Source organism: Streptomyces lydicus (assembly GCF_001729485.1).
In the GTDB taxonomy this organism is placed as follows: domain Bacteria; phylum Actinomycetota; class Actinomycetes; order Streptomycetales; family Streptomycetaceae; genus Streptomyces; species Streptomyces lydicus_D.
Map to the genome: position 1 here is coordinate 463,132 of NZ_CP017157.1, position 23,297 is coordinate 486,428.

22 protein-coding genes and 4 tRNA genes are annotated in these 23,297 nt (G+C 69.7%); 20 read left to right on the forward strand and 6 right to left on the reverse strand.

Annotated features, from left to right (window positions below; all coding sequences use genetic code 11):
- Window positions 1-12 precede the first annotated feature (12 nt).
- From SL103_RS02045 to SL103_RS02060, 4 genes are all read left to right on the forward strand, one after another.
- The gene (locus SL103_RS02045) at window positions 13-1,656 is read left to right on the forward strand and encodes a complex I subunit 4 family protein (RefSeq protein WP_069567047.1); all 1,644 of its coding nucleotides are present in this window, start codon (window positions 13-15) and stop codon (window positions 1,654-1,656) included.
- A complete protein-coding gene (locus SL103_RS02050) occupies window positions 1,656-3,185 on the forward strand; it encodes an NADH-quinone oxidoreductase subunit N (protein WP_069567048.1) in 1,530 nt (509 codons plus the stop codon). The genes SL103_RS02045 and SL103_RS02050 overlap by 1 nt, the downstream gene beginning before the upstream one ends.
- A gap of 219 nt (window positions 3,186-3,404) precedes the next feature.
- Window positions 3,405-4,271, forward strand: a complete 867-nt coding sequence (gene htpX / locus SL103_RS02055; protein ID WP_069567049.1) for a zinc metalloprotease HtpX — start codon at window positions 3,405-3,407, stop codon at window positions 4,269-4,271.
- A gap of 133 nt (window positions 4,272-4,404) precedes the next feature.
- On the forward strand, window positions 4,405-4,797 hold the full coding sequence (locus SL103_RS02060; protein ID WP_069567050.1) for a YccF domain-containing protein: 393 nt from the start codon (window positions 4,405-4,407) through the stop codon (window positions 4,795-4,797).
- Window positions 4,798-4,831: 34 nt separating this feature from the next.
- Here SL103_RS02060 and SL103_RS02065 read toward each other — a convergent pair whose 3' ends face one another.
- Both SL103_RS02065 and SL103_RS02070 read right to left on the reverse strand, forming a co-directional pair.
- Window positions 4,832-5,569 carry an antibiotic biosynthesis monooxygenase gene (locus SL103_RS02065; RefSeq protein WP_079145521.1) on the reverse strand — a complete coding sequence of 246 codons (738 nt, stop codon included), beginning with the start codon at window positions 5,567-5,569 and terminating at the stop codon, window positions 4,832-4,834.
- A gap of 137 nt (window positions 5,570-5,706) precedes the next feature.
- Window positions 5,707-6,195 carry a YajQ family cyclic di-GMP-binding protein gene (locus tag SL103_RS02070; RefSeq protein WP_069567052.1) on the reverse strand — a complete coding sequence of 163 codons (489 nt, stop codon included), beginning with the start codon at window positions 6,193-6,195 and terminating at the stop codon, window positions 5,707-5,709.
- A gap of 190 nt (window positions 6,196-6,385) precedes the next feature.
- Between SL103_RS02070 and SL103_RS02075 the strand changes: the two genes are divergently transcribed.
- Window positions 6,386-6,467, forward strand: a tRNA-Tyr gene (locus SL103_RS02075).
- A gap of 95 nt (window positions 6,468-6,562) precedes the next feature.
- On the opposite strand, the gene SL103_RS02080 is transcribed toward SL103_RS02075, so the two are convergent.
- The gene (locus SL103_RS02080; RefSeq protein WP_069567053.1) at window positions 6,563-7,225 is read right to left on the reverse strand and encodes an NAD(P)H-binding protein; all 663 of its coding nucleotides are present in this window, start codon (window positions 7,223-7,225) and stop codon (window positions 6,563-6,565) included.
- Between the two features lie 87 nt (window positions 7,226-7,312).
- Window positions 7,313-8,581 (reverse strand): amidohydrolase family protein, encoded by a 1,269-nt coding sequence (locus tag SL103_RS02085; protein ID WP_069567054.1) that lies wholly within the window; start codon window positions 8,579-8,581, stop codon window positions 7,313-7,315.
- Between the two features lie 182 nt (window positions 8,582-8,763).
- Between SL103_RS02085 and SL103_RS02090 the strand changes: the two genes are divergently transcribed.
- The 6 genes from SL103_RS02090 (at window position 8,764) to SL103_RS02115 (ending at window position 11,312) form a co-directional block, all read left to right on the forward strand.
- Window positions 8,764-8,836 (forward strand) — tRNA-Thr (locus SL103_RS02090).
- Between the two features lie 46 nt (window positions 8,837-8,882).
- Window positions 8,883-8,955 (forward strand) — tRNA-Met (locus SL103_RS02095).
- An 88-nt stretch (window positions 8,956-9,043) separates the two neighbouring features.
- Window positions 9,044-9,208, forward strand: a complete 165-nt coding sequence (rpmG, locus tag SL103_RS02100) for a 50S ribosomal protein L33 (protein WP_006604855.1) — start codon at window positions 9,044-9,046, stop codon at window positions 9,206-9,208.
- A gap of 84 nt (window positions 9,209-9,292) precedes the next feature.
- Window positions 9,293-9,745, forward strand: coding sequence for a MaoC family dehydratase N-terminal domain-containing protein (locus SL103_RS02105; protein ID WP_069567055.1), 453 nt, complete (start codon window positions 9,293-9,295; stop codon window positions 9,743-9,745).
- A 1-nt stretch (window position 9,746) separates the two neighbouring features.
- Window positions 9,747-10,181, forward strand: coding sequence for a MaoC family dehydratase (locus SL103_RS02110; RefSeq protein WP_069567056.1), 435 nt, complete (start codon window positions 9,747-9,749; stop codon window positions 10,179-10,181).
- A 57-nt stretch (window positions 10,182-10,238) separates the two neighbouring features.
- Entirely contained in the window at window positions 10,239-11,312 is a 1,074-nt protein-coding gene (locus SL103_RS02115; RefSeq protein ID WP_069567057.1) for a UDP-N-acetylmuramate dehydrogenase, read from the forward strand.
- 25 nt (window positions 11,313-11,337) lie between these two features.
- Here SL103_RS02115 and SL103_RS02120 read toward each other — a convergent pair whose 3' ends face one another.
- On the reverse strand, window positions 11,338-12,414 hold the full coding sequence (locus tag SL103_RS02120) for an adenosine deaminase (RefSeq protein ID WP_279631130.1): 1,077 nt from the start codon (window positions 12,412-12,414) through the stop codon (window positions 11,338-11,340).
- A gap of 132 nt (window positions 12,415-12,546) precedes the next feature.
- Complete coding sequence (locus SL103_RS02125; RefSeq protein WP_069567058.1) at window positions 12,547-13,782, reverse strand: pyridoxal phosphate-dependent aminotransferase; 1,236 nt, start codon at window positions 13,780-13,782, stop codon at window positions 12,547-12,549.
- A gap of 183 nt (window positions 13,783-13,965) precedes the next feature.
- Here SL103_RS02125 and SL103_RS02130 point away from each other — a divergent pair.
- The 9 genes from SL103_RS02130 (at window position 13,966) to rpoB (ending at window position 23,218) form a co-directional block, all read left to right on the forward strand.
- Window positions 13,966-14,038: transfer RNA gene (locus SL103_RS02130), tRNA-Trp, on the forward strand.
- A gap of 101 nt (window positions 14,039-14,139) precedes the next feature.
- Window positions 14,140-14,436: a preprotein translocase subunit SecE gene (gene secE / locus SL103_RS02135; protein WP_069567059.1), complete on the forward strand. Its 297-nt coding sequence runs from the start codon at window positions 14,140-14,142 to the stop codon at window positions 14,434-14,436.
- 73 nt (window positions 14,437-14,509) lie between these two features.
- Window positions 14,510-15,385, forward strand: a complete 876-nt coding sequence (gene nusG / locus SL103_RS02140; protein WP_069567060.1) for a transcription termination/antitermination protein NusG — start codon at window positions 14,510-14,512, stop codon at window positions 15,383-15,385.
- 180 nt (window positions 15,386-15,565) lie between these two features.
- Window positions 15,566-16,000 carry a 50S ribosomal protein L11 gene (gene rplK / locus SL103_RS02145; protein ID WP_030412999.1) on the forward strand — a complete coding sequence of 145 codons (435 nt, stop codon included), beginning with the start codon at window positions 15,566-15,568 and terminating at the stop codon, window positions 15,998-16,000.
- A gap of 82 nt (window positions 16,001-16,082) precedes the next feature.
- Entirely contained in the window at window positions 16,083-16,799 is a 717-nt protein-coding gene (gene rplA / locus SL103_RS02150; protein ID WP_069567061.1) for a 50S ribosomal protein L1, read from the forward strand.
- A gap of 144 nt (window positions 16,800-16,943) precedes the next feature.
- Window positions 16,944-17,780, forward strand: coding sequence for a hypothetical protein (locus SL103_RS02155; RefSeq protein WP_347877830.1), 837 nt, complete (start codon window positions 16,944-16,946; stop codon window positions 17,778-17,780).
- A gap of 295 nt (window positions 17,781-18,075) precedes the next feature.
- Window positions 18,076-18,603 (forward strand): 50S ribosomal protein L10, encoded by a 528-nt coding sequence (gene rplJ, locus SL103_RS02160; protein ID WP_033269715.1) that lies wholly within the window; start codon window positions 18,076-18,078, stop codon window positions 18,601-18,603.
- A 126-nt stretch (window positions 18,604-18,729) separates the two neighbouring features.
- Complete coding sequence (gene rplL, locus SL103_RS02165) at window positions 18,730-19,113, forward strand: 50S ribosomal protein L7/L12 (protein ID WP_033269714.1); 384 nt, start codon at window positions 18,730-18,732, stop codon at window positions 19,111-19,113.
- A gap of 622 nt (window positions 19,114-19,735) precedes the next feature.
- On the forward strand, window positions 19,736-23,218 hold the full coding sequence (gene rpoB / locus SL103_RS02170; RefSeq protein WP_069567063.1) for a DNA-directed RNA polymerase subunit beta: 3,483 nt from the start codon (window positions 19,736-19,738) through the stop codon (window positions 23,216-23,218).
- Window positions 23,219-23,297: the final 79 nt, after the last annotated feature.

The window sequence follows — 23,297 nt, forward strand, 5'->3', positions numbered from 1 at the left end:
AGGGCCTGACCCGTGAACCACACCGCCCTGCAGATCCTCCTCGCGGCCGTCGTCGCCCTGCCCCTGATCGGCGCGCTGGCCGCGCTGTTCCCGGCCCCGCCCGGCCTGCGGGGCAAGGACCCCGACCAGGCCGTGCTGCGCCACGGCGTGACCGTCACCGGCGCCGTGCTCGCCGCCGCGATCGCGCTGGCCGTCGGCTTCGATCACGACCACCCGGCCCGTATGCAGGCCACCACCGACATCAGCTGGATCCCGGCGCTCGACATCCGCATCCACCTCGGCGTCGACGGCATCTCGCTCCCCCTCGTCGTCATGACCGCGCTGCTGACCTTCCTCTGCGCGCTCTATTCGTACTTCCACATGCCAACGGGCCCGTCACCCAAGGCATTCGTGGCCCTGCTGCTCGTCCTGGAGGCCGGCACCCTCGCCACCTTCGCCGTCCTGGACCTGATGCTCTTCTTCCTCGCCTTCGAGACGGTCCTCATCCCGATGTACTTCCTGATCGCCCGCTGGGGCGGCGCCGGAAGGCAGCCGGCCGCCTGGAAGTTCATCCTCTACACGCTGCTCGGCTCCGTCGTGATGCTGCTCGGCCTCCTCCTCATCGGCGTGAAATCCGGCACGTTCGACATGGTGGCACTCGCCACTGACAACGGCCCGAAAGCCCAGCTCAGCCATACCGTCCAGCTGCTCGCGGTGCTCACGGTCGGCATCGGACTGGCCGTCAAGTCCCCGATGTGGCCGCTGCACAGCTGGCTGCCGGACGCGCACACCGCCGCCCCCACCGTCGGCTCGGTGCTGCTGGCCGGCGTCCTGCTGAAGATGGGCACGTACGGCTTCGTGCGGATCGCACTGCCCATCACCCCCGAGGGCATGCACACCTTCGCCCCGTACCTCGCCGCGCTGGCCGCCGTCGGCATCGTCTACGGCTCGCTCGCGTGTCTCGCCCTCGTCCGCAAGGGCGCCCAGGGCGACCTCAAGCGCCTGATCGCCTACAGCTCCGTCGGCCACATGGGCTTCGTCCTGCTCGGCATCGCCAGCATGACCCCCACCGGCGTCAACGGCGCGCTGTTCGCCAACATCGCGCACGGCCTGATCACCGGCCTGCTGTTCTTCATGGTCGGCGCCCTCAAGGACCGGTTCGGCAGCACCGACCTCGACACCCTCGCCGGCAGCACCGGCGCCGCCCTCTACGGCAAGGCCCCCCGCTTCGGCGGCCTGCTCGCCTTCGGGGCCGTCGCCTCCTTGGGCCTTCCCGGGCTCGCCGGCTTCTGGGGCGAGATGCTCGCCATGTTCGGCGCCTTCCGGCCGGCCGCCGGCCTGAGCCGCCCCGCCTTCCTGACGTTCATGGTGATGGCCGGCCTCGGCACCCTGCTGACCGCCGCCTACCTGCTGCTGGTCGTCCGCCGGGTCTGCATGGGCGGCACCCCGCACCTCGCACCGACCGCCCCGCTCGGCGCCGGCGACCCGCCCGGCGACGACGCCGCCACGCCGGGCCGCGCCGCCGACCGGGCCCCCGCGATCCCCGACCTCGCGCGCTACGAGTACGCCGCCTGGTCCCCGCTGGCCGCCCTCACCGTCCTCGCCGGCCTGTGGCCGGCGGCCCTCCTCGGCCTCAGCGATCCGGCCGTCCAGCAGCTCCTCGGAGGCGGTAAGTGATGAGCCAGGTCACCTCCCTCGTCCAGTCCGTCGACTGGGTCGCCCTCGCCCCGCCCACCCTGACCGCGGCCGTCGCCCTGGTGGTGCTCGTCGCCGATCTCTTCGTCCCGGCGGCCCGCAAGCCGCTGCTCGGCTGGCTCGCGACGGCCGGTCTCGCGCTCGCCGTGCTCTCCCTCCTGCCCCTCCTGAACGGCGACCGCCGCACCTTCTGCCTCGCCGGGCACCCCGACGTGTGCAGCTACGCGGCCGACCCGTTCGCCCTGGTCATCCAGTTCCTGGTGCTCGGCGGCGCGCTGCTGACCGCGCTGCTGTCCATCGACACCGTCAAGGACCAGGACCTGCCCACCGGCGAGTACTGGTTCCTGCTGCTGTCCTCCGCGGCCGGCGCCGCCCTGCTGCCCGCCTCCCGGGACCTGGCCACCCTCGTCATCGCCCTGGAGGTGGCCTCGCTGCCCGCCTTCGCCCTCGTGGGCCTGCGGCGCGGCGACCGGCTCTCCTCCGAGGCGGCGCTGAAGTTCTTCCTGTCCTCGGTGGCCGCCACCGCCGTGATGCTGCTCGGCGTGAGCTTCCTGTACGCCGCCACCGGCAGCCTGCACCTCTCCCGGGTGGCGCACGCCCTCACCGCCCTGCCCGACCCGCGCCTCGCCACCCTGGCCGCCGCCGGCGTCGCGCTCACCCTGGTGGGCTTCGCCTTCAAGACCGCGGCCGCCCCGTTCCACTTCTGGGTGCCGGACACCTACGTGGGCGCACCGCTGCCCATCGCCGGCTACCTCTCCGTGGTCGGCAAGGCCGTCGGCTTCTCCGGCCTGATCCTCGTCACCGTCCAGGGCTTCCCCTCGTACGCCGACGTCTGGGGCCCGGCGCTGGCCGTGCTGGCCGCGCTGACCATGACCGTCGGCAACGTCGCGGCGCTGCGCCAGGACCCGTACCGGGCGCACAGCGCGGTCCGCCTGCTCGCCTGGTCCTCGGTCGGACAGGCCGGCTACCTCCTGGTCCCGCTCGCCGCGGCCGGCTACGTCCACGACCCGGCGCACGCCATCGGCTCCACCGTCGCCTACGCCCTGATGTACGCGGCGGTGAACCTCGGCGCCTTCGCCGTCGCCGCCCTGGTCGCCCGCACCCGCCCCGGCAACCGCATCGCCGACTACCGGGGCCTGTACGCCCGGCGTCCCCTGGTGGCGCTCGCCCTCGGCTTCTTCCTGCTCTGCCTGGCCGGTCTGCCGCCCGGCATCATCGGCCTGTTCGCCAAGGTCACGGTGTTCTCCGCGGCCGTCGACGCGGGCCTGGCCTGGCTCGCCGTGGTGATGGCCGTCAATGTGGTCATCGCGCTCTACTACTACCTGCAGTGGACCGCGGTGCTCTTCCGCGGGGCCGAGGAGCCCGGGACCGCGCCTGAGGGCCCGCGGCCCGCCGTCGGCAGGGTCCCGGCGCCCCTCGCCACCGCCATCGGCCTCGCCGCCGTCCTCGGCGTCGCCCTCTCCGGAGCCCCGCAGCTCGTCCTGCGCTTCGCGTCCGGCGCGCTGCTCTGACGGCGGGCCCGCACTCCTGCGGCGGGCCCTGACGGGGCCCAGGGCGCCCGTACGGCGGTACGCCCCACGGGGCGGCCGTCCGCGCCCCGCCCGGCCCCGTCGCTCGCGCACAGGGGAACCAGGCCCGTTCATCTCGCGTTGACCAGTGAGTAAGGGTCCACTGGAGAGTGGAGCAACGAAGCACAGGGTTCCCCTGCCGCACCGCTTGGAGGGCGTACCGTGCACCGCCGGCACAACGGGCTCAGGACCGCCGTACTCCTCGGAGGGCTGTCCGCCCTCATCCTCGTCATCGGCAGCCTCTTCGGCCGTACGGGCCTGATCATCGCCGTCCTGGTGGCGCTGGGCACCAACGCCTACGCGTACTGGAACAGCGACAAGCTCGCGCTGCGGGCGATGCGGGCCCGCCCGGTCAGCGAGTTCGAGGCACCGCAGCTCTACCGGATGGTCCGCGAACTGTCGACGGCGGCCCGCCAGCCCATGCCGCGGCTGTACATCTCCCCGACCCAGGCGCCCAACGCCTTCGCCACCGGCCGCAACCCGCGCAACGCCGCGGTCTGCTGCACCGACGGCATCCTGCAGCTCCTGGACGAGCGCGAACTGCGCGGCGTCATCGGCCACGAGCTCAGCCACGTCTACAACCGCGACATCCTCATCTCCTCCGTGGCCGGCGCACTGGCCTCGGTGGTGATGTTCCTGGTCAACTTCGCCTGGCTGATCCCGCTGGGCCGAAGCGACGACGACGAGGGCCCCGGCCTGCTCGGCATGCTGCTGATCATGATCCTCGGACCGGTCGCGGCCTCACTGATCCAGCTGGCCGTCAGCCGCTCCCGCGAGTACGAGGCCGACGCCTCGGGCGCCCAGCTCACCGGCGACCCGCTCGCCCTGGCCTCCGCCCTGCGCAAGCTGGAGACCGGCACCCGGCAGCTGCCCCTGCCGCCGGAGCCGCGCCTGGAAACGGCGAGCCACATGATGATCGCCAACCCGTTCGGCGCGGGCGGCGGCCTGTCCCGGATGTTCTCCACCCACCCGCCGATGCGTGAGCGGATCACCCGCCTCGAACAGATGGCGGGCCACCGCCACCCGTGAGGCCGCCCGCGACGGGCGGCTGGCCGTCCCCGCCCGCCCGTCGCATGATGAATGCAACGTTCAACCGGCTCCGGTGCGTCTAGCACGGCAGATGGAGATGAGTTCCCGCCGTGCCCGTGGAAGGCTGCCGATCATGAAAACCCTCCTCAACGTCCTCTGGCTGGTCCTGAGCGGCTTCTGGCTGGCCATCGGCTATGTCGTCGCGGGCATCATCTGCTGCATCCTGATCATCACGATCCCGTTCGGCATCGCGTCCTTCCGGATCGCCGGCTACGCCCTGTGGCCCTTCGGACGGACCACCGTCCTGCGGCACGACGCCGGCGTCGGCTCGGCCGTCGGCAACGTCATCTGGATCATCTTCGCGGGCTGGTGGCTGGCCCTGGGGCACATCGTCACCGGTCTGGCCCTGTGCGTGACGATCATCGGCATCCCCTTCGGCATCGCCAACTTCAAGATGATCCCGATCTCCCTGGTGCCCCTGGGCCGCGACATCGTCCCCACGGACCAGCCGTTCGCCACCCGCTGACCCCGGCGGCGCCCCGGGGCCCCGCGCCCCCGCCTCAGGCCCGTACGAGCCCCCGCGGGGACGTGTAGCGCCGGAAACCGAGCGGCTCGACCCCCGGCAGGCCGTGGATGAACCGCATCACGTCACCGCCGCCCCCGAGCTGTGCGTCGACCACCCGCTGGTGGGCCTCCGGGGTCGTCCACTCGCTGTAGTTGACGACCCGGGTGCCGTCCTCGCCGAGGTGGAAGTGCGAGGCGATCGCCCCGGCCCCCTGCTGCCGCTCGCCCACCAGGCCGAACAGGCCGTCGACGAGCTCCCGGGCCGCGTCGTGCCCCGTCGTCCGGAAGGCGACGCGTACGACGCAGCCCGGGGCCGCCGGCTCCCCCTCCGGCAGCATGCTGCGGTAGAGCCGGTAACGGGCGGGCCCCTCGCCGCCGACGCCGCCGACCGCGTCCGGCGCCGCCGCGATCCGCCCGCTCCGCCCGGTGTCCTCGCTCCGGACGAACTCCCGGTGCGCCGCCTCGCTCGTCCACTGGGCGTAATCGAGCACACTGCGCCCGTCCGTCCCGGCGAACAGCACCCGCGAGAGGAAGCCCGCCGGCAGCGGCGTCCCCTCCCAGGCACGGGCGGCGCCCTCCAGGACGGCCCGCTGCCCCTCGCGGCCGCCCGCGTCCCACTCGTCGATCAGCACCGTCCCGGCATCCGGCCGCCGCACCCGGGGGAACACATCCACCAGAAAACCGTCCCCGGCCACACCGGCGGGGTCCTTGCGCACGTCGTGAGAAGCAGTCATGCGACGACCCTGCAACCTCAACCAAGATCGAGGTCAAGCGGTACGCGCGGACGCCCCGCACGGCTGCCCGGAAAACGCCGGTGGGGCGGCACGCCGCAGCGCACCGCCCCATCCGAAGGCACCCGAAAGCCTGACGGCTACCGGTAGTTCACGAACTGGATCGCGAACTCCAGGTCCTTGCCCTTCAGCAGCTGCTGCACCGCCTGCAGGTCGTCCCGGCTCTTCGAGGTGACCCGCAGCTCGTCGCCCTGCACCTGCGCCTTGACGCCCTTGGGGCCCTCATCGCGAATGATCTTGGCGACCTTCTTCGCGTTCTCCTGCGAGATCCCCTCCTCGATGGAGGCGAAGATCTTGTACTCCTTGCCCGAGGGCTGCGGCTCGCCGGCGTCCAGCGCCTTCAGCGAGATCCCGCGCTTGACCAGCTTGGACTGGAAGATGTCGAGCACGGCCTTGACCCGCTCCTCGGCGTTGGCCCGCATCTCGATCTTCTCGCCCGACCACGCGATCGAGGCGTCCACGCCCTTGAAGTCGTAGCGCGTCGAGATCTCCTTGGCGGCCTGGTTGAGGGCGTTGTCGACCTCCTGCCGCTCTACCTTCGAGACGATGTCGAAACTGGAGTCGGCCATGTTGAGTTGGCTCCTCGTACCTAGATCCGTCACGGCTGCGGTCCGTCCCCGGACCGCCTGCCCAGCCTAGCCACCCGGCCAAGATCCAGCGCTCACGAATCGAGTGGCGAACCACCCCCAGCCATCGGGTATGGTTTACGTCGTTGCCACGGAGCACCGCCCACAAGCGGATCTCCCGGCAGCAAACCCTGGCGGTGTGCCCGAGCGGCCAAAGGGAGCAGACTGTAAATCTGCCGGCTCAGCCTTCCCAGGTTCGAATCCTGGCGCCGCCACAGGTGTGAAAAGGCCCCCGAATCGTAGAAATGCGATTCGGGGGCCTTTTCGTGTCGGGGGCCTTTTCGTGTGCCGCGTCGGCCTCGGGGCGCTTTCAGCGGTTCGCGACCGCCCGCACCGCGTCCTCCACCGGCACGTCCCCGCCGATCAGCTCCAGCGTGCGGCCGACGGTGCCCGGCTCGTCGAGCAGCGCCACCAGGGTGGCCGCCACGTCATCGCGCGACACCGCACCGCGGCCGGTCGCGTCGGCCAGCGTGATCAGGCCGGTCCCGGGGTCGTTCACCAGCCGGCCCGGCCGCAGGATCGTCCAGTCCAGCCCCGCGCGGGCCCGAACGTCCGCGTCCGCGGCGCCCTTCGCCCGCAGGTACGCCGCGAAGACCGGATCGGTGCCCTCCGGCGGCTCGCGGTCCGCGCCCATCGAGGAGACGACGAGGAAGCGGCGTACGCCCGTCGCCTCCGCCGCGTCCGCGAACAGCACCGCCGCGCCGCGGTCCACCGTCTCCTTGCGTGCGTCGCCGCTGCCCGGACCGGCGCCCGCCGCGAAGACCGCCGCGTCGGCACCCTCCATGTGCCGGGCGACATCCTCCACGGACGCCGACTCCAGGTCGCAGACCACCGGTTCGGCGCCCGCGGCCAGCAAGTCGCCGGCCTGCTCCGGCCGGCGGATGATGCCCGCGACCTCGTCCCCGCGCCTGGCGAGCAACCGCTCCAGCCGCAGCGCGATCTGACCATGTCCACCTGCGATGACAATGCGCATGATCCCGACCGTACGCCGAAGGGCCGTCAGGCGGCGCGGGACCGGCCGGGGCGGGGGAAGCCTTCTCGCCGCGGAGGCTCCGCCGGCTCAGCGCTGTGACTGCCGCGGCAGCTCCAGCGCCACCTCCGCCGCCGAGTCGCAGTACTCGCGCACCGCGCTGGTCCGCGCGACCACCCGCCCGCGGTGGATCACGATCCGGCTGTACGCGAGCGACAGCACCCCGGCGATCCGCTCGCCGCGCACCGCCAGCAGTTCCGCGGGGAAGCCCGCCTCGACGCGCACCTCCGGCAGCCCCAGCGTCGTCCGCGCCGCCGCACTCACCGTCTCGTACGCCGCCTCCGGAGTCGCCTCCCCCAGGGACGCCAGCAGATAGGCGGCCTCCAACGGGTCGCCGCGCCCCACCGGGTTCGCCACGTCCCGCAGCGCCCCGCTGCCCGCCGCCACCCGCACTCCGGCGGCCTTCAGCAGCCGTACGGGGGCCGGCCGGGCCACCCGGGAGCCGTGCCGCTCCAGGCCCGCGCAGTCGCCCTGCGGCAGGCAGACGACGGCGACATCGGCCGCGGCCAGCTGCTCGGCGACCCGCGACGCCACGCTGCGGGGCATCCGGGCCATCCCGGCGCACGGCCCGAGCGCGACGCCCGGGCGCAGCCCGCCGGACATCGCCGCGAAGCGGGCCAGCCGGGCCGGGTCGTCACCGTCGGTGTGCAGGTCGACCGGGCAGCCGTGTTCGCCCGCCAGCTCCAGGACCGTCTCGACGTACCCGGCCGGATCGGGGTCCAGATCGGGGCAGCCGCCGATGACCGAGGCGCCCATCCGCACCGCGTCCCGCAGCATCGCCAGCCCGTCCGCGCCGGCCACCCCGGTCAGCACCCGGGGCACCGCCACCGCCGCCAGGTCCGCCAGCCCGCGCAGCGACCGGCGCGCCTGGAGCACCGCCTCCAGCGACCGCAGCCCCTGGACGTCGCCGATCCTGACGTGGCTGCGGGAGGCGGTGGCGCCGTGCCCCAGCTGGAGCAGCGCGGCCTCCGTCGTCCGCCGCTGGACGTCCTCGGGGGAGCCGGACGCCGGGCCCTCGGCGTCCGCGGTCAGGGCGGTGTCGCAGTGCGCGTGCGGTTCGGCGGGGGCGGGGAGCAGGAGGTAGCCGGCGAGGTCGACGCGGGCGCCCTGCGGGGCGAGGCTGCCGGCCGTCCCGACGGCCTCGATCCGCCCGCCGCCCAGCCGTACGTCCACGGTGCGGCCGTCGGCGAGCCGGGCGCCGCACAGGACCAGCGCGCCACCGTCCGACCTGGCGTACGGGCCGGCGCTGCCCGGCTTTCCCGGCTGGGGCTGCGGCTGCGGCGAACTGCTGTCGGACATCGCGCTCCTCGAAGGCACGGGCGTGCAAGATCACGCAGCGTGGTTCCGAGATTAGGGCGCCGCCGGGAGAGCTTCGCGCAGGCGCGAAATAGTCGTACCGGTGTGGTGCGGGGGGCGGTTGGGGCGTGCCGCGGATACGGATTTCACGTTTGGCGGCGGGCCGTGTAATGTCTTCATCGCTCGCCCCAATAGCTCAGTCGGCAGAGCGTCTCCATGGTAAGGAGAAGGTCTACGGTTCGATTCCGTATTGGGGCTCTGATGTGTGAGGTACCCGCCTTCGGGCGGGCACCGCTCGCATCGCAGCGGTGTAGCTCAGTCGGTAGAGCAAGCGGCTCATAATCGCTGTGTCACCGGTTCAAGTCCGGTCACCGCTACTGACAGTAGCCGATTGTGGGGTCGGTCCTTCGATCGGCTACTCTTTTCTGCGTTCATCCGTCCATCCGTCCGTCAAGGAGCACTCACGTGGCTGCCACCGACGTCCGCCCGAAGATCACGCTGGCCTGCGTGGAGTGCAAGGAGCGGAACTACATCACCAAGAAGAACCGGCGTAACGACCCGGACCGTCTTGAGATGAAGAAGCACTGCCCTCGCTGCAACTCGCACACCGCGCACCGCGAGACGCGATAACACAGGCTAGTCCGTGAGGCCGTCCCCATTCGTGGGGGCGGCCTCACGGCGTTATCACCATCAGTACACGGAGGTTGCGAGCCCATGGCGCTCGACCAGTCCTTTGTCGGCCGTACCTACCCGGCCACCGACCCGTACGAGGTCGGCCGGGAAAAGATCCGCGAATTCGCCGAGGCGATCGGGGACTCCAACCCGGCTTACACCGACGCCGAAGCAGCCAAGGCGCTCGGTCACCCCGATGTGATCGCTCCGCCGACCTTTGTGTTCGCCATCACTTTCAAGGCCGCGGGGCAGGTCATCGAGGACCCGCAACTCGGCCTGGATTACAGCCGGGTGGTGCACGGCGACCAGAAGTTCGCCTACACCCGGCCGGTGCGCAGCGGTGACCGGCTGGCCGTCACCTCCACCATCGAAGCGATCAAGACCATGGCGGGCAACGACATCATCGACATCCGCGGCGAGGTGCACGACGAGGCGGGCGAGCACGTCGTGACCGCCTTCACCAAGCTGGTGGCCCGTCGCGCCGAGGAGGCATGAAATGACCGCCCAGATCTCTTACGACGACGTCGAGGTCGGCACCGAACTCCCGGCGCAGAGCTTCCCGGTGAGCCGCGCGACCCTCGTGCGCTACGCCGGCGCCTCCGGTGACTTCAACCCGATCCACTGGAACGAGAAGTTCGCCAAGGAGGTCGGCCTGCCCGACGTCATCGCCCACGGCATGTTCACCATGGCCGAGGCGATCCGGGTGGTCACCGACTGGGCCGGCGACCCGGGCGCGGTCGCCGAGTACGGGGTGCGCTTCACCAAGCCCGTCATCGTCCCCAACGACGACAACGGCGCGTTGATCGAGGTCAGCGCCAAGGTCGCGGCCAAGCTCGACGACGACGCCCGTACGGTCCGGGTCGACCTGACCGCGATGAGCGCCGGCCAGAAGGTGCTGGGCATGTCCCGCGCCGTGGTCCGCCTGGCCTGAGCCCGTGCCGGGGGCGGCCGGGCGGTACCGCCGGGCCGCCCCCGTACTCTTGGGCGCGTGCAGGAACGACACGTGGCAACCGTAGAAGACAACGCCCCCCTCGCCCCGCTGACCACCTTCCGGCTCGGCGGCCCGGCGACCCGCCTCGTCACGGCCACCACCGACGACGAGGTGATCGCCGCCGTCCGCGCCGCCGACGACGCGGGCACCCCGCTGCTGATCATCGGCGGTGGCAGCAACCTCGTCATCGGCGACAAGGGCTTCGACGGTACGGCCCTGCGGATCGCCACCAGCGGTTTCACGCTCGACGGCACGACGCTGGAGCTGGCCGCCGGCGAGAACTGGTCCGACGCGGTCGCCCGCACGGTCGAGGCCGGGCTGGCCGGCATCGAGTGCCTGGCCGGCATCCCCGGCTCGGCGGGCGCCACCCCGATCCAGAACGTGGGCGCGTACGGCCAGGAGGTCTCCGCCACGATCACCGAGGTGGTCGCGTACGACCGCCGGGCCGGCGAGACCGTCACGCTGCCGGGCGAGGAGTGCGGCTTCTCCTACCGCCACAGCCGCTTCAAGGCGCATCCCGACCGGTTCGTGGTGCTGCGGGTGCGCTTCGCGCTGGAGGACGCCGGGGGGCTCTCCGCGCCGCTGAAGTACGCCGAGACCGCCCGCGCCCTCGGCGTCGAGCCCGGTGACCGGGTCCCGGCCGCCGTCGCCCGGAAGACCGTCCTGGCGCTGCGGGCCGGCAAGGGCATGGTGCTGGACCCGGCGGACCACGACACCTGGTCGGCCGGCTCCTTCTTCACCAACCCGATCCTCACCGAGGCCGAGCACACCGCCTTCCTGGAGCGCGTCCGGGAGCGCCTCGGCCCCGACACCGCGCCGCCCGCCTTCCCGGCCGGCGACGGCATGGTGAAGACCTCCGCGGCCTGGCTGATCGACCGGGCCGGCTTCACCAAGGGCTACGGCAGCGGCCCGGCCCGTATCTCCACCAAGCACACCCTCGCCCTCACCAACCGCGGCGAGGCCACCACCGAGGACCTGCTCGCCCTGGCCCGCGAGGTCCGTGACGGCGTCCACGCGGCCTTCGGCATCACCCTCGTCAACGAACCGGTGACGGTCGGCGTCAGCCTCTGACCGGCCCCGGAGCGGCCGGCCGCGCCTATCCGGCCAGCCAGGCGTCGATGTCCGTCAGCAGCCGCTGCTGCGCGTCCTGGGGGGCGCGGGAGCCGCGGACCGACTGGCGGGCCAGCTCGGCCAGCTCCTCGTCGGTGAAGGCGTGCGCGGTGCGGGCGATCTCGTACTGCGCGGCCAGCCGTGCGCCGAACAGCAGCGGGTCGTCCGCGCCCAGCGCCATCGGCACCCCGGCGTCGAAGAAGGTCCGCAGCGGTACGTCCTCGGGCTTCTCGTAGACCCCCAGCGCCACGTTCGACGACGGGCACACCTCGCACGTCACCTGGCGCGAGGCCAGCCGGCGCAGCAGTGCGGGGTCCTCGGCGGCCCGTACGCCGTGGCCGATCCGGCCGGCGTGCAGATCGTCGAGGCAGTCCCGGACGCTGGCGGGCCCGGACAGCTCACCGCCGTGCGGCGCCGCCAGCAGGCCGCCCTCCCGGGCGATGGCGAAGGCCCGGTCGAAGTCCCGGGCGAATCCCCGGCGTTCGTCGTTGGAGAGCCCGAAGCCGATCACGCCCCGGTCCGCGAAGCGCACCGCGAGCCGCGCGAGCGTACGGGCGTCCAGCGGGTGCTTCATGCGGTTCGCCGCGATCAGCACGCGGATGCCCAGGCCGGTGTGGCGGGAGGCGCGCTCCACCGCGTCCAGGATGATCTCCAGCGCCGGGATCAGCCCGCCCAGCCGCGGGGCGTACGAGGTCGGGTCGACCTGGATCTCCAGCCAGCGCGAACCGTCCCGGACGTCCTCCTCGGCGGCCTCGAACACCAGCCGCTGGATGTCCTCGGGAGCGCGCAGGCACGAGCGGGCGATGTCGTAGAGCCGTTGGAAACGGAACCAGCCGCGCTCGTCCGTGGCCCGCAATTGGGGCGGCTCACCGCCGCGCAGCGCCTCCGGCAGGTGGACGCCGTACTTGTCGGCGAGATCCAGCAGCGTCGCGGGCCGCATCGAACCGGTGAAGTGCAGGTGCAGATGGGCCTTCGGCAGCCGGCGCAGATCTCGAACAGCGGCACCGTCGCGGGCACGAGTGCTCGGGGGGTTCGGGGCGTGGCCCCCTGAAAAGTGCTGCATCTGAGGATCTTGCCGTATCCGGGCGGCACGCCGGTAGGGCCTTTCCCGAAGGGGTGTCCGGAAGAACGCGCGAGCGGGCGGCCGGAATGCGTCCGACCGCCCGCCCTGGCACTTCCGGAAATCCGGAGGTGGCTACTTGGCCTCCGCCAGCAGCTTCTGGATCCGGGACACGCCCTCCACCAGGTCCTCGTCGCCCAGCGCGTACGAAAGCCGCAGGTAGCCGGGGGTGCCGAAGGCTTCACCCGGGACGACGGCGACCTCCGCCTCCTCCAGGATCAGCTCGGCCAGCTCCACGCTGGTCTGCGGGCGCTTGCCGCGGATCTCCTTGCCCAGGAGCTCCTTCACCGACGGGTACGCGTAGAACGCGCCCTCCGGCTCCGGGCACAGCACGCCGTCGATCTCGTTGAGCATCCGCACGATCGTCTTGCGCCGCCGGTCGAAGGCGACCTTCATCTCCTCGACGGCCGCGAGGTCGCCGGAGACCGCCGCGATGGCCGCGGCCTGGGCGACGTTGGAGACGTTCGAGGTGGCGTGCGACTGGAGGTTCGTCGCGGCCTTGATGACGTCCTTCGGGCCGATCGCCCAGCCCACCCGCCAGCCGGTCATCGCGTACGTCTTGGCCACGCCGTTGACGATGATGCACTTGTCGCGCAGCTCGGGCACGACCACCGGCAGCGACGAGAACTGGGCGTCGCCGTAGACCAGGTGCTCGTAGATCTCGTCGGTCAGCACCCACAGCCCGTGCGAGGCGGCCCAGCGGCCGACCGCCTCGACCTGCTCGCGGGAGTAGACCGCGCCGGTCGGGTTCGACGGCGAGACGAACAGCAGCACCTTCGTGCGCTCCGTACGGGCCGCCTCCAGCTGGTCGACGGTCACGCGGTAGCCGGTGGTCTCGTCGGCGACCACGTCGACCGGCACACCGCCCGCGAGCCGGATCGACTCGGGGTAGGTCGTCCAGTACGGCGCCGGGACGATGACCTCGTCACCCGGGTCCAGGATGGCGGCGAACGCCTCGTAGATGGCCTGCTTGCCGCCGTTCGTCACCAGTACGTTCGCGGCCTCGACCTCGTAACCGGAATCGCGCAGCGTCTTCGCGGCGATCGCGGACTTGAGCTCGGGGAGCCCGCCGGCCGGCGTGTAGCGGTGGAACTTCGGGTTGCGGCACGCCTCGATCGCCGCGTCGACGATGTAGCCGGGCGTGGGGAAGTCGGGCTCACCGGCGCCGAAGCCGATCACCGGTCGTCCGGCGGCCTTGAGGGCCTTCGCCTTGGCGTCGACGGCGAGGGTCGCGGACTCGGAGATCGAACCGACCCGGGCCGAGACCCGGCGGTCGGTGGGGGACGATGCGGAAGGGGTTGCAGCGCTCATACATGCATCGTTGCAGACCCCTCACCTGCCCGACACACGGGTTTGCGGGGCCTCCCCGGGACAACCGTGTTCGACGAGTGGCCCGGAAGCACGTACACTCGCTGACCGTTGGCCTCCAACGGGTCGCCGCGGCGCACGCACATAGTGCAGTCGACCGCATGCGGTAGGTTGGGGGAACCACAAAGGGTCGTAGCTCAATTGGTAGAGCACTGGTCTCCAAAACCAGCGGTTGGGGGTTCAAGTCCCTCCGGCCCTGCTACACGCACTCTCACCGCAGTGCGTGCAGGCGTACGTATGCACCGCCGTGCGGCTCCACCGGGCGCGGCACGGCCACGACCCGGATTCAGGTGAGGACGAGTGACGGACGCCCTGGGCTCCATCGACATGCCTGAGCGCGGTCGTTCCGAGGACGAGGCCGCTGAGTCCCAGAAGAAGCCCCGTCGCGGCGGCAAGCGCGGCAAGAAGGGCCCTTTCGCGCGTCTCGCGCTCTTCTACCGCCAGGTCATCGCGGAACTCCGCAAGGTCGTCTGGCCCACGCGCAGCCAGCTGACGACGTACACCAGTGTGGTGATCGTCTTCGTTGTCATCATCATCGGCCTCGTAACCGTGATTGACTTGGGAATCAACCGAGTCGTCGGGTACGTCTTCGGCTGATCCCGCGGAGGGCGCCTGCGCGGGCGCCTATTTCGCATGTTCAACCCCTTGAAGCCAGGAAGAAGCAGCCACCGTGTCTGACCCGAACCTGAACGACGCCGCCGAATCCGCCGAGACGGCAGCGGCCGACGTTGACGCGGCTGTCTCGGCCGAGGTCGTGGGCGACGACACCGAGCAAGAGATCATCGAGGGTGCCGACACCGTCGACGAGCTCGACGCCGAGGACGCCGAAGCCGGTGAGCCCGCCGAAGAGGCCGCGGTGCACATCGAGGACGAGGCCGAGGCCACGGCGGAGGTCGCCGAGGACGAGACCGCCGAGGAGCAGGAGCCGGTCGACCCGGTGGCCGCCCTCCGCGACGAGCTGCGTGGCCTGCCCGGCGAGTGGTACGTCATCCACACCTACGCGGGCTACGAGAACCGCGTGAAGACCAACCTCGAACAGCGCGCCGTCTCGCTGAACGTCGAGGACTACATCTTCCAGGCCGAGGTGCCGCAGGAAGAGGTCGCGCAGATCAAGAACGGCGAGCGCAAGACCATCCGCCAGAACAAGCTCCCTGGCTACGTGCTCGTGCGCATGGACCTGACGAACGAGTCCTGGGGCGTCGTGCGCAACACGCCGGGCGTCACCGGCTTCGTCGGCAACGCCTACGACCCCTACCCGCTGACGCTGGACGAGATCGTCAAGATGCTCGCCCCGGAGGCTGAGGAGAAGGCCGCCAAGGAGGCCGCCGCGGCCGAGGGCAAGCCGGCGCCGTCCCGCAAGGTCGAGGTCCAGGTGCTGGACTTCGAGGTGGGCGACTCGGTCACCGTCACCGACGGCCCGTTCGCGACGCTGCAGGCGACGATCAACGAGATCAACGCCGACTCGAAGAAGGTCAAGGGCCTGGTCGAGATCTTCGGCCGCGAGACCCCGGTCGAGCTGTCCTTCGACCAGATCCAGAAGAACTGAGCCGGAAGAACAAGGTTCTTCCGGACCACCGACCACCGACCAGGTCAGACGGGCTCACAGCCGGTCTGACCTGCTCGGTTTTTGGCCGCGCGACCATACCCGTTATCGTTGTGCGGTATGCCTCCATCCGGATGACCGGATGGACTGGCGAAACACCTCTCACTAGGACCCGGAGAGAGCATGCCTCCCAAGAAGAAGAAGGTCACGGGGCTTATCAAGCTCCAGATCCAGGCCGGTGCCGCAAACCCGGCTCCGCCGGTCGGCCCCGCGCTGGGTCAGCACGGCGTCAACATCATGGAGTTCTGCAAGGCCTACAACGCCGCGACCGAGTCGCAGCGTGGCATGGTCGTGCCGGTGGAGATCACGGTCTACGAGGACCGCTCCTTCACCTTCGTCACCAAGACCCCGCCGGCCGCGAAGCTCATCCTGAAGGCCGCGGGCGTGGAGAAGGGCTCCGGCGAGCCGCACAAGACCAAGGTCGCCAAGATCACGCGCGACCAGGTCCGTGACATCGCCACCACCAAGATGCCCGACCTGAACGCCAACGACCTGGACGCCGCCGAGAAGATCATCGCCGGCACCGCCCGCTCCATGGGCATCACGGTCGAGGGCTGATCCTCAGCCCCTCACGGCACTCCGTGGCAGGACCAGGCGCTGGTTCGGACCACGACTCCACCCCACTGCATCAGGAGCAGAAGTGAAGCGCAGCAAGACTCTTCGCAACGCGGACGCGAAGATCGACCGGGAGCGTCAGTACGCCCCGCTCGAGGCCGTCCGTCTCGCCAAGGAGACCTCGTCCGTCAAGTTCGACGCGACCGTCGAGGTCGCCATGCGTCTGGGTGTCGACCCGCGCAAGGCCGACCAGATGGTCCGTGGCACCGTGAACCTCCCGCACGGCACCGGTAAGACCGCCCGGGTCCTGGTCTTCGCGACCGGTGACCGTGCTGCGGCCGCGGAAGCCGCCGGCGCCGACATCGTCGGCTCGGACGAACTGATCGACGAGGTCGCCAAGGGCCGCCTGGACTTCGACGCCGTCGTCGCCACCCCGGACCTCATGGGCAAGGTCGGCCGCCTCGGCCGCGTGCTCGGTCCGCGTGGTCTGATGCCGAACCCGAAGACCGGCACCGTCACCCCGGATGTCGCCAAGGCTGTCACCGACATCAAGGGCGGCAAGATCGAGTTCCGCGTGGACAAGCACGCGAACCTCCACTTCATCATCGGCAAGGTCTCCTTCGACGAGACCAAGCTGGTGGAGAACTACGCCGCGGCGCTCGAGGAGATCACTCGCCTCAAGCCGTCCGCTGCCAAGGGCCGCTACATCAAGAAGGCGACCATCACCACCACGATGGGCCCCGGCATCCCGCTGGACGCCAACCGCACCCGCAACCTCCTCGTCGAGGACGAGGCCGTCTGATCTTCCCGATCGACGCCTCGTAGCGCGTAGCAGCACCTCAGGCCCCGCCCTCCGCAAGGAGAGCGGGGTCTGACGCATGAGTGTCACCCGTTTGGTCTAGAGTCGCCCCGAGGTCCATAAGGAAGATCTAAAGGGGGAGCCTCAGTGCGCAGCACGCGTATTGCCGCCGTCGTGGCGGGAGTTGTCATGGTCGCCGGTCTTACCGCCTGTAACGGCGGCAAGAGCGACAACGCCGGCGGGAGCGGCGGCGGATCCGATTCGCACCAGTCCCCGCTGGACGCGGCGCTGGCGTCGCTGAAGACGGCCTCGCAGCAGGTGGACAGCAAGAAGTCCGCGGAGATCGACGGCACCCAGAAGGTCGGGCCGACCACGCGCACCATGAAGGGCGCGATGGACTGGTCGAACGGCATCAAGATGACCCTCGACATCACCATGACCGGCGGCGGCCCCATGAGCTCCGGCAAGCCGATGAAGGCGCTCTACACGCCGCAGGCGATGTACATGAACATGGGCATGCCGATGGGCGGCAAGAACTGGATCAAGTACGACTACGAGCTGCTGGCCAAGCAGGGCCCGGCCGGCGCCATGATGAAGGACGCCCTGCAGAACAACGACCCCGGCAAGTCGGTGGATCTGCTGATCGCCTCCGGCAAGGTCAAGGAGGCGGGCAAGGAGGACGTCCGCGGCGTCCAGGCGACCCACTACACCGGCACGGTCGAGGTGGCCGAGCTGGTCAAGATGCAGTCCAAGAGCCTCAGTGAGTCCGACCTGAAGGCGCTGGAGCAGCAGCTGAAGCAGAGCGGTGCGACGCAGGAGACCATCGACCTGTGGGTCAGCTCGGAGAACCTGCTCGTCAAGAAGCGTGAGCAGATGGACGGCCGGAACGCGATGGACTCGACGGTCTACTACTCGAACTACGGCACCAAGGTGGACGTGACGCTGCCGCCGGCGAGCGACGTCATGACGCCGCCCGGCGCCTGATCACCGCGGCCGGGAGGGGACCCAGTCGGGGCCCCTCCCGGCCGATTTGCCTGACGGGGGCCCCTCCCGTACCGTATGCGGGAAGCCAAAGACCGCTGGTTGTCTCTGCGCGTCCGACTCCCGGGCGTGTGGTGGCCGAAGGATCCGCTAGCTGCGGACGGCCTGCGCAGGTGACTGTGGAAGAACTCCCGGGCGTGAGCCTGGTCGAGTCTCGCCCCGTGCGCCTGCGCCGGGGCGTTTGTTTTGCCCAGCCCCTTCTGCGCGGTCCTCATCACCCGGAAGGAGGCCGAGGCTCATGGCGACGTCCGACAAGATCGCAGCTGTTGAGGAGATCACGGAGAAGCTCCGTAACTCCAACGCGGCTGTTGTGACCTCTTACACCGGACTGACTGTGGCGCAGCTCAAGCAGCTGCGTCGTTCGCTCGGCGAGAACGCTCAGTACCGTGTGGTGAAGAACACGCTGACCAAGATCGCGGCCAATGAGGCCGGGATTCAGCTGGACGAGCACCTCAGTGGCTCGACGGCTGTCGCCTTTGTGACCGGTGACCCGGTCGAGGCGGCGAAGGGTCTTCGTGACTTCGCCAAGGAGAACCCCTCTCTCGTCATCAAGGGCGGTGTCCTTGACGGCAAGGCGCTGTCCGCCGACGAGATCAAGAAGCTTGCGGACCTCGAGTCCCGCGAGGTTCTGCTCGCCAAGCTGGCGGGCGCCATGAAGGGCAAGCAGTCCCAGGCTGCCGCGCTCTTCCAGGCGCTTCCCTCGAAGTTCGTCCGCACCGCGGAGGCGCTTCGTGCCAAGCAGGCCGAGCAGGGCGGTGCCGAGTAATTCGGCTCGCACATTGGCAGCTCTCGCGTAGGTCCGCCTAGGCGGAGAGGCCACAGCGGGCCCGACGTACGCCCGCCTCACATGTACATCCCGGCACCAGCCGAATTAGTGGAAGGATCGCCCATCATGGCGAAGCTCAGCCAGGAAGACCTGCTCGCGCAGTTCGAGGAGATGACCCTCATCGAGCTCTCCGAGTTCGTGAAGGCGTTCGAGGAGAAGTTCGACGTCACCGCTGCCGCCCCGGCCGCCGTTGCCGTTGCGGGCCCGGGTGCCCCGGCCGCCGAGGCTGCTGAGGAGCAGGACGAGTTCGACGTCATCCTCACCGGTGCCGGCGACAAGAAGATCCAGGTCATCAAGGTCGTGCGTGAGCTGACCTCCCTGGGCCTGAAGGAGGCCAAGGACCTCGTGGACGGCACCCCGAAGCCGGTCCTCGAGAAGGTCGCCAAGGACGCCGCCGAGAAGGCCGCCGAGGCCCTCAAGGGCGCCGGTGCCTCCGTCGAGGTCAAGTGACCCCACTGAGTCTCTGACTCGGGTCCTGAGCGCCTGAGGCGTAACGGGACGACAGCCAAGGGCGATCACCCATGCGGGTGGTCGCCCTTCGGCGTGCTCGCCACGGCTGCGTTGCCTCCGGCCGGAGTGCGAGTATGGTGATCATCGTTGCCCGGACGTGCCCCCATGTGACGATCTCGCAGAGGTGGGGGGCCTTGACGAACCGCACGCGGCGCGCAATTCTCGGGACGCGACGCAGAAGCGATCCTCGGTTCGAGGCATGGATCGCCGACGAAGAGGGAAGCATCGGTGTGCGCCACTGGCGCAGGGCTTTCGGCAGGCGCAGGGCATTGAGAAGAACAAACGAGGGGATCCTCCGTTGCGGAGGACGCGACTTCCCGGAGGGAGAAGGTCGGTATCACGGTGCTGGACCGGTCTCCGGAATCTCGCTCTGGACATCAGTGGGCCTTGTGGCTACACTGACCCTTTGCGCTGCCTGTTAGCTGCTCCCTGCCCGTCACCAGGGGCATATCCGAGCCCGAGCAAAGCTGGATGATCCGCCCTGACCTGGGCTTTCCCTCAGTCTGCTCGAGTCGGAACCGGTACGCGCGTAGTGAGTCCGAGCCCTCGGAAGGACCCCCTCTTGGCCGCCTCGCGCAACGCCTCGACTGCCAATACGAACAACGGCGACAGCACCGCCCCGCTGCGCATCTCTTTTGCGAAGATCAAGGAGCCCCTCGGGGTTCCGAACCTCCTTGCGCTGCAGACCGAAAGCTTCGACTGGCTGCTCGGCAATGCCGCATGGAAGGGTCGCGTCGAGGCTGCGCTGGAGAGTGGGCAGGAAGTCCCCACCAAGTCCGGTCTTGAAGAGATCTTCGAAGAGATCTCCCCGATCGAAGACTTCTCCGGGTCGATGTCGCTGACGTTCCGCGACCACCGCTTCGAGCCCCCGAAGAACTCCATCGACGAGTGCAAGGAGCGCGACTTCACGTACGCCGCCCCGCTCTTCGTCACGGCGGAGTTCACGAACAACGAGACCGGCGAGATCAAGTCCCAGACGGTCTTCATGGGCGACTTCCCGCTCATGACCAACAAGGGCACCTTCTGCATCAACGGCACCGAGCGTGTCGTCGTCTCGCAGCTGGTCCGCTCGCCGGGCGTCTACTTCGACAGCTCCATCGACAAGACGTCCGACAAGGACATCTTCTCCGCCAAGATCATCCCGTCCCGGGGTGCCTGGCTGGAGATGGAGATCGACAAGCGCGACATGGTCGGTGTGCGCATCGACCGCAAGCGCAAGCAGTCCGTGACCGTCCTGCTCAAGGCGCTCGGGTGGACCACCGAGCAGATCCTCGAGGAGTTCGGCGAGTACGAGTCCATGCGCGCCACCCTGGAGAAGGACCACACCCAGGGCCAGGACGACGCGCTGCTCGACATCTACCGCAAGCTGCGTCCGGGCGAGCCGCCGACCCGTGAGGCCGCGCAGACGCTGCTCGAGAACCTGTACTTCAACCCCAAGCGCTACGACCTCGCCAAGGTCGGCCGCTACAAGGTCAACAAGAAGCTCGGCGGCGACGAGCCGCTCGACGCCGGTGTGCTGACCACCGATGACGTCATCGCCACGATCAAGTACCTGGTCAAGCTGCACGCCGGCGAGACCGAGACGATCGGCGAGAACGGCAACTCCATCGTTGTCGAGACCGACGACATCGACCACTTCGGCAACCGTCGTCTGCGCAACGTCGGCGAGCTGATCCAGAACCAGGTCCGTACGGGTCTCGCCCGTATGGAGCGCGTCGTGCGCGAGCGCATGACGACCCAGGACGTCGAGGCGATCACGCCGCAGACCCTGATCAACATCCGGCCGGTCGTCGCCTCCATCAAGGAGTTCTTCGGCACCAGCCAGCTGTCCCAGTTCATGGACCAGACCAACCCGCTGTCGGGTCTGACCCACAAGCGTCGTCTGTCGGCGCTGGGCCCGGGTGGTCTCTCCCGTGAGCGGGCCGGCCTGGACGTCCGTGACGTGCACCCGTCTCACTACGGCCGCATGTGCCCGATCGAGACCCCTGAAGGCCCGAACATCGGTCTGATCGGTTCGCTCGCGTCGTACGGCCGGGTCAACGTCTTCGGCTTCATCGAGACGCCGTACCGCAAGGTCGTCGACGGCCAGGTCACGGAGGAGGTGGACTACCTCACCGCAGATGAGGAGGACCGCTTCCTGATCGCGCAGGCCAACGCCAAGCTCAGCGACGACATGCGCTTCTCCGAGCAGCGTGTGCTGGTCCGCCGTCGTGGCGGCGAGGTCGACCTCGTCCCCGCCGACGAGGTGGACTTCATGGACGTCTCGCCGCGCCAGATGGTGTCGGCCGCGACCGCCATGATCCCGTTCCTCGAGCACGACGACGCCAACCGCGCGCTCATGGGATCGAACATGATGCGCCAGGCCGTTCCGCTGATCAAGGCGGAGTCGCCGCTGGTCGGTACCGGCATGGAGTACCGCTGCGCGGTCGACGCCGGTGACGTCATCAAGGCGGAGAAGGACGGTGTGGTCCAGGAGGTTTCCGCGGACTACATCACCGTCGCCAACGACGACGGCACGTACACCACGTACCGCGTCGCCAAGTTCACCCGCTCCAACCAGGGCACCTCCTTCAACCAGAAGGTCGTCGTGGACGAGGGCGCGCGGGTCATCGAGGGCCAGGTCCTCGCCGACGGTCCGTCCACGGACCAGGGCGAGATGGCGCTCGGCAAGAACCTGCTCGTCGCGTTCATGCCGTGGGAGGGCCACAACTACGAGGACGCGATCATCCTGTCGCAGCGCCTCGTGCAGGACGACGTCCTCTCCTCGATCCACATCGAGGAGCACGAGGTCGACGCCCGTGACACCAAGCTCGGCCCCGAGGAGATCACCCGGGACATCCCGAACGTCTCCGAGGAGGTCCTCTCCGACCTCGACGAGCGCGGCATCATCCGGATCGGTGCCGAGGTCGTGGCCGGCGACATCCTCGTCGGCAAGGTCACGCCCAAGGGTGAGACCGAGCTGACGCCCGAGGAGCGCCTGCTCCGCGCGATCTTCGGTGAGAAGGCGCGCGAGGTGCGCGACACCTCGCTGAAGGTGCCGCACGGTGAGATCGGCAAGGTCATCGGCGTCCGCGTCTTCGACCGCGAAGAGGGCGACGAGCTGCCGCCGGGCGTGAACCAGCTGGTCCGCGTCTACGTCGCGCAGAAGCGCAAGATCACCGACGGTGACAAGCTCGCCGGCCGTCACGGCAACAAGGGCGTCATCTCGAAGATCCTGCCGGTCGAGGACATGCCGTTCCTGGAGGACGGCACCCCGGTCGACATCATCCTCAACCCGCTGGGTGTCCCGTCCCGAATGAACCCGGGACAGGTCCTGGAGATCCACCTCGGCTGGCTCGCCAGCCAGGGCTGGAAGGTCGAGGGCTCCGAGGACTGGCAGCAGCGGCTGCAGGCGATCGGCGCCGACGACGTCGCGCCGCGGACCAACGTCGCCACCCCGGTCTTCGACGGTGCGCGCGAGGACGAGCTGGCGGGTCTGTTCGACTCGACGCTCCCCAACCGCGACGGCGAGCGGATGGTCAAGGGCTCGGGCAAGGCCCAGCTCTTCGACGGCCGCTCCGGTGAGCCGTTCCCGGACCCGATCTCGGTCGGGTACATGTACATCCTCAAGCTGCACCACCTGGTCGACGACAAGCTGCACGCCCGCTCGACCGGTCCGTACTCGATGATCACCCAGCAGCCGCTGGGTGGTAAGGCTCAGTTCGGTGGCCAGCGCTTCGGTGAGATGGAGGTGTGGGCGCTGGAGGCTTACGGCGCCGCATACGCCCTCCAGGAGCTGCTGACGATCAAGTCCGACGACGTCACCGGCCGCGTGAAGGTCTACGAGGCCATCGTCAAGGGCGAGAACATCCCCGAGCCCGGCATTCCCGAGTCCTTCAAGGTGCTCATCAAGGAAATGCAGTCCCTGTGCCTCAACGTGGAGGTGCTGTCCTCGGACGGCATGTCCATCGAGATGCGCGACACCGACGAGGACGTCTTCCGCGCTGCGGAGGAGCTCGGCATCGACCTGTCGCGGCGCGAGCCGAGCAGCGTCGAAGAGGTCTGACGGGTCTGGCCGGGACCACCTCGTGCAGAGGAGGTCCCGGCCCCTCCCCGGACCCAGTTCAGACCATAGAGACACGACC